2 protein-coding genes are annotated in these 662 nt (G+C 46.2%); both read right to left on the bottom strand.

From position 1 onward, the window contains the following. Positions 1 to 263: RidA family protein (locus ACTXGO_RS15665; protein ID WP_443575173.1), on the bottom strand; the 263-nt coding region annotated here is incomplete at its 3' end. 34 nt (positions 264 to 297) lie between these two features. Beyond that, positions 298 to 662 (bottom strand): hotdog family protein (locus ACTXGO_RS15670; RefSeq protein ID WP_459112947.1); only part of this gene is annotated, 365 nt, incomplete at its 5' end.

Here is a 662-nt window from a genome sequence, read left to right on the forward strand (position 1 = left end):
TTCAAGGCTTGCTTGGTCTCAGCTTTGATACCGCCTTTGACCAGCTGACCGTCTTTAAAGCCGATCTGACCTGACATATATAACGTATCGCCCACACGTACCGCGCTAGAAAAAGGATAGTCACCGCCGTCACCCAAAAACACAGGCGCAGTTTTGCTCATCGTTGCAGCTGGTGCGGCTTGAGCGGTCAGCACAAAACTCAATGAGCAAGCGCTAATGATTATGGCCTTAGATAGCACCTTGAATGAAGTATTACTAAGCATAGTACTCTCCTTTATTTTAGATTAAGGTAAGTGGTCAGTCCTCTGTCGCTTTGGTTGTATCAAGGGTTTGTTTATCCTGATCAGCATCTGCTGGGTTGTCGCCTTTACCTTGACGACGCGCTTCTAACTCGGATTTGGGTATCCACGCCCACATCATCTCAACGGTAATAGGGTCACGGCTACTCGCAGACTCGCGGTCTTCGATAACACAAGGGATGATCATCTCGCCCTTTGGCGTGTCCAAGATATGTTGTCGCTGCTCATCGGATAGGCTCGCTACCGCTGCAATTTGACCTTTTTTGATAGGGCGATAAAAATTTATAGAATAAGATTTTATTAATAATATACGATCAGAGGGCAGGTTTAATCCCAAAATAAACCCAGTGGCTGTCTCAGCAA

It is taken from the genome of Psychrobacter sp. T6-1 (genome assembly GCF_052258445.1).